Genomic DNA, 4,718 nt, shown 5'->3' with positions numbered 1-4,718 from the left:
CATCACTAAATTCAATACCACGAGATTCTCTACCACACATGGGGTGAATGCTTAATAATTCAAGATCTTCTCGTAATACATCTTGAATGGGTTTGACAATATTTGTCTTTACACCACTAATATCCATTAATAATGAATTTTTAGGAATATCATTCTGATAGACTTCAATCCAAGGAAGAATTTTAGTTGGATATAAACAGAAGATAAATGTATCACACTTTGAAATGACATCTAAAGGATTTGTGCTACCATCTACGATAATTTTTAATTCTTTGGCTTTACCAATGGTTTGTTGAGATACATCAATACCATAGACGTTGTAGTTTAAGCGTGTTAGTTTCTTCGCAAAACTCGCTCCCATTAATCCAAGTCCTATAATCGCAATATTTGTCATAGAATCTCAACCTTTCCACCTAAGCTTTGAATGTCTTCAAAGAAAGTAGGGTAACTCTTTGTGATGGCTTGAGCATCATCAATAATACATTCGGAACCTGCACATAATCCAAATACCGTCATTGCCATAACAATACGGTGATCATTATGTCCAAAGATTTCTACTGTATTATTTGATTTATAGTGTTCTTTACCGTGAATTTGAATGGAATCAAATGTAGAAGTAATATCTACACCCCATTTTTTTAATTCTGTTTCCATAGCTAGAATACGATCACTTTCTTTCATGCGTAAACGAGCTGCATTCACAATATTGGTTTCACCATTTGTGAAGCTGGCCAAGACACATAAGATTGGACCTAAATCTGGACAATTAGATAAGTCGATAGTTTGTGGTACAGGTTGTTTTTTTGTGAATGTGATCGTATCCTTGTCACTTGTAAAACTAGGAATACAATCTAAAATGGCTTTATCTCCTTGTTTACTTGACATGTCCATGTTGGAGCATGAAAGAGTATTGTTTAAAGTGCCTAACACCGCAAAGAATGCTAGTTGAGAAAAGTCTCCTTCTACAGAAACATCTTGTGCTTTATAGTGTTGGTTTCCTTTTATTAAATATGAATTTGAACTTGTTTCCAAAATTTCAATGCCAAATTTCGCTAACATTTGAATCGTAAGATTTACATAGCTCTTTGATTCATAAGGCTCAGTAATTGTAAGTGTACTATCTTGATCTAATAATGGAAGGACAAACATGAAGCCTGTAATAAACTGACTTGAAATATCTCCTTGTACAACATAGTCTTTTGCTTGTAGATTTCCACTCACAATGATTTCTTTATCGGATTGATTAAATTCAATGTTTTGTTTTTTAAATTCATTCGCATATACATCCATAGGTCTTTGAAGCAATCTTCCTTGACCTAAAAATTTAACTTTGGCATTTGTACATGCAGCAAGTGGAATCAAGAAGCGTAAAGTAGAACCGGATTCATTCGCATTACACGTAATACTTCCTTCTTGTTTAAAAAGATTAGTGCCTGTTACTTCATATGTAGTTTCATCGATTTGTTTAATTATAGCACCCAAAGCTTTCATGCAGCCAACGGTTGCTTCAATATCCTTTGAGTTTGTGACATTAGAAACAAGACTTGTACCATCACTTAATGAGGCGCAAATCAATGCTCTATGCGCCATAGATTTGGATGCGGGTATCTTTACATTTCCATGTACTTTACTTGGTGTTACTTTTACTTTCATTCAAAATCCCCCTGAAGTGGCTTAATGGCAAGCCTAGACATATATAAATCTAATAAACCAAACGCAACTACACTATCCACAACAATTCTTGCTCGGTGCAAGATGCATGGGTCGTGTCTTCCTTGAATTTTAAGATCCACGTTTTCTTTTGAAAGATAATCCACAGATTCTTGTGTTTTAAAAATCGATGGTGTTGGCTTAATACAAGTATGGATTAAAATTGGCATACCATTTGTGATGCCGCCATTGATTCCGGCATTGTGATTTGTCTTGGTTTCAATTTTATCATTAAAACGGAAGGCATCATTGGCTTGAGAACCTTTAAGTTTCGCAAAGCCAAATCCTTCGCCAAAGGAAACGCCTTTAACGGCTGGTACAGAGAAAATTAAGTGCGATAAAATGCTTTCTACTGAATCAAAGAAAGGTTCTCCTAGTCCTGTAGGAAGACCTATAATGGCAGTTTCTAAAATACCACCTAATGAATCACCTTCAGCAGCCGCTTTTTCGATTTCTTGAATCATTTGATCTTTGACTTGATCATCTATAACCGCAAATGTTTTATCATTGACTTCTTGAATTTGTTTTTCTAAAACACGAGAGTCCTGACTAAAAGGTATATCCGATAGCGTATATAAGCTTTCAATGTGTGATCCAATTACAATGCCTTGTGATTTCAGAATTTGTCGACAAATACTTCCGGCAGCTACAATGCATGCGGTAAGTCTTCCGGAAAAGTGTCCGCCACCACGATAGTCTTGATATCCGTTGTATTTTTCAAAGGCAGTAAAATCAGCATGTCCAGGACGCAATCTTCCATGAAAAGCAGAATAGTCTTTTGACTTTGTGTTTTGGTTTTCAATTAGAATGGTAAGAGCTGTACCTGTTGTATAGCCATTATACATTCCAGAAAGAATATGCACTTCATCCGCTTCGTGTCTTTGTGTTGAAATTTTACCTGTTGCCTTACGCTTATCCATGTCAGATTTGATTTGTTCCATATCCACCTTAAAGCCAGCAGGAAGACCATCTAACGTAATACCAATGGCAGGACCATGGCTTTCACCAAATAATGTCCAAGATATATTTGTACCAAAATTATTTTTCATAAGGTCCTCTTTCTAATACTTCTTGTATTTCTTTAAAAGAAAGTTCTTTGATGATGTAAGAACCAGATTGTTCAACTAAAACGGTAGATACTGTATTATGACTGCTTTTCTTATCATGTGTTACATATTCTAATAATGTGGAAGTATCATAGTTTGGTACTTGAGGTAAATCTAGCTTTTTATATATGTTTAATACGCGTTGTTTTAATGTTTTATCTTCAATAAAGAATAACATACCCATCGCCACACATTCTCCATGAAGATATGTATTTAATCCATATGCAGATTCAATGGCGTGTCCAATGGTGTGTCCAAAGTTTAAAATTTTTCTAAGATTACTTTCTCTTTCATCTTGTTGAACTACATCTCGCTTTAATTCAATGGAACGCGTAATAATCGCATCGATATCTATTGTTTCTTGTTCAAATAGAGAGACTAAATGATCATCTAAAATGAGTCCCATTTTTAAAGCTTCACATAATCCATTGTGTTGTTGACGAAGAGAAAGTGTAGATAATACGTTTGGATCGATAATAACGGTTTTAGGTTGCCAAAATGCCCCTACAATGTTTTTGTAGGAACCCATATCAATAGCTACTTTTCCGCCTACACTTGAATCAACCTGGCTTAATACAGTTGTTGGGATGTTGTAGAAATCAATGCCGCGCATATAGCTAGCGGCGACAAAACCTGCAAGATCTCCGACAACACCACCGCCTACCGCAATAATGGCATCTTTTCTAGACATGTTGTGTGAAATCATTTCTTCTAAAAGATTTTTATATTGATCAAAACATTTGGATGGTTCACCTTGCGGAATGGTGCATATAAAAGAATCAGGACACTGTTCTTTTACGATGTTGACCCATTTTTCAGGCACACCTGTATCTGTGATAATCGCAATTTTTCTTGATACAGGAATATATTCATGTACTTTTTGAATTGCGTTTCTTTCAATATATATTGGATATGAATGATTTTCTAAATCGACATTTAACTTCATAATAAAAAACTCCTTTCATATATCATACCATGAACATAAGCTTTTTTCAGAAATTTTCTGAAAGAAATAGTATAATGAATATATGGAGTACTTAGTTAAGGTTCAAGACTATTTGAAATTGAAAATAAAGGATACATATCGTTTGGCTCATTCGTATCGTGTCGCAAATATTGGAAAGGAAATTGCTGAAAAAGAAGGGTTGAATGTAGAAGATTTAATGATTGCGTGTTTGTTGCATGATGTGAGTTATTGTACACCTTTTAAAACACAGGATGAGTGGCAAAATCATGGAAGGGTATCTGGTAAAATGGTGCGTATATTTCTTGAATCGATTGACTATCCTAAAGAGCGTATTCATGATATATGTTATGCCATTGCGATTCATGTAGATTTAAAAGCGGATTTTGATGGGGAATATAATGCGTTTACACTGAGTGTACAAGAAGCGGATAATATTGATCGTGTAGGCGCCTATCGCTTATATGAAACGTTAGAAGCTGTGCAGTTTAGTAAACAACCAATTGATGTACAAATTCAATATGTGGAGTCTATGTTACAAACATTGAATGAATATGCTTCTTATACATGTACAACAAAGACGGCACAAACATTATGGCTAGATCGTATTCAATTTCAAATGAATTATTTTGAGCGTTTAAAAGATCAATTAAAAATATCCACAGCCTTATAAGCTGTGGATAAATGTTTCTACACGATACATGATTTGTTTCAGATTCTCAATATCTGTTTGAATATTTCCTGTTTCTAAAGAATGATTCCCATCAACAATACTATGAAATTCAATAAGATGATAAATACAATAGTGTTCAATCTTATCGAAGTTAGCCCACTGATCTTTGGTTCCAGAATACACTAAATCTTTTTGTTGAAGATATTCCAAAGTAAAATCTAATGGTGTGAAATAGATATTGGCAGTTAACTTATATTCATGGGCA

At 34.5% G+C, this 4,718-nt stretch carries 6 protein-coding genes; 1 reads left to right on the top strand and 5 read right to left on the bottom strand.

All coding sequences use genetic code 11. The annotated features are described in order from the left end of the window. The 4 genes from ACZQCL_RS06570 to aroB form a co-directional block, all read right to left on the bottom strand. On the bottom strand, window positions 1–394 hold a 394-nt coding region (locus ACZQCL_RS06570), incomplete at its 3' end, for a prephenate dehydrogenase/arogenate dehydrogenase family protein (RefSeq protein WP_482482341.1). Then, the gene (aroA, locus tag ACZQCL_RS06565; RefSeq protein WP_337531643.1) at window positions 391–1,653 is read right to left on the bottom strand and encodes a 3-phosphoshikimate 1-carboxyvinyltransferase; all 1,263 of its coding nucleotides are present in this window, start codon (window positions 1,651–1,653) and stop codon (window positions 391–393) included. The genes ACZQCL_RS06570 and aroA, both read right to left, overlap by 4 nt. After that, window positions 1,650–2,759 (bottom strand): chorismate synthase, encoded by a 1,110-nt coding sequence (aroC, locus tag ACZQCL_RS06560; RefSeq protein WP_227991174.1) that lies wholly within the window; start codon window positions 2,757–2,759, stop codon window positions 1,650–1,652. The genes aroA and aroC overlap by 4 nt, the downstream gene beginning before the upstream one ends. Then, entirely contained in the window at window positions 2,749–3,762 is a 1,014-nt protein-coding gene (aroB, locus tag ACZQCL_RS06555) for a 3-dehydroquinate synthase (RefSeq protein WP_331866409.1), read from the bottom strand. The genes aroC and aroB overlap by 11 nt, the downstream gene beginning before the upstream one ends. Window positions 3,763–3,844: 82 nt before the next feature. On the opposite strand from aroB, the gene ACZQCL_RS06550 reads away from it, so the two are divergent. After that, window positions 3,845–4,453 carry an HD domain-containing protein gene (locus tag ACZQCL_RS06550; protein ID WP_337531646.1) on the top strand — a complete coding sequence of 203 codons (609 nt, stop codon included), beginning with the start codon at window positions 3,845–3,847 and terminating at the stop codon, window positions 4,451–4,453. Here the strand turns inward: ACZQCL_RS06550 and ACZQCL_RS06545 are convergent. After that, a partial coding sequence (locus ACZQCL_RS06545) for a hypothetical protein (RefSeq protein WP_482482338.1) occupies window positions 4,448–4,718 on the bottom strand: 271 nt, incomplete at its 5' end. The genes ACZQCL_RS06550 and ACZQCL_RS06545 overlap by 6 nt on opposite strands.

It is taken from the genome of Holdemanella sp. (assembly GCF_056804935.1).
The sequence above is the reverse complement of the archived record's forward strand: the minus strand, read 5'-3'. Positions and strand labels throughout refer to the sequence as shown.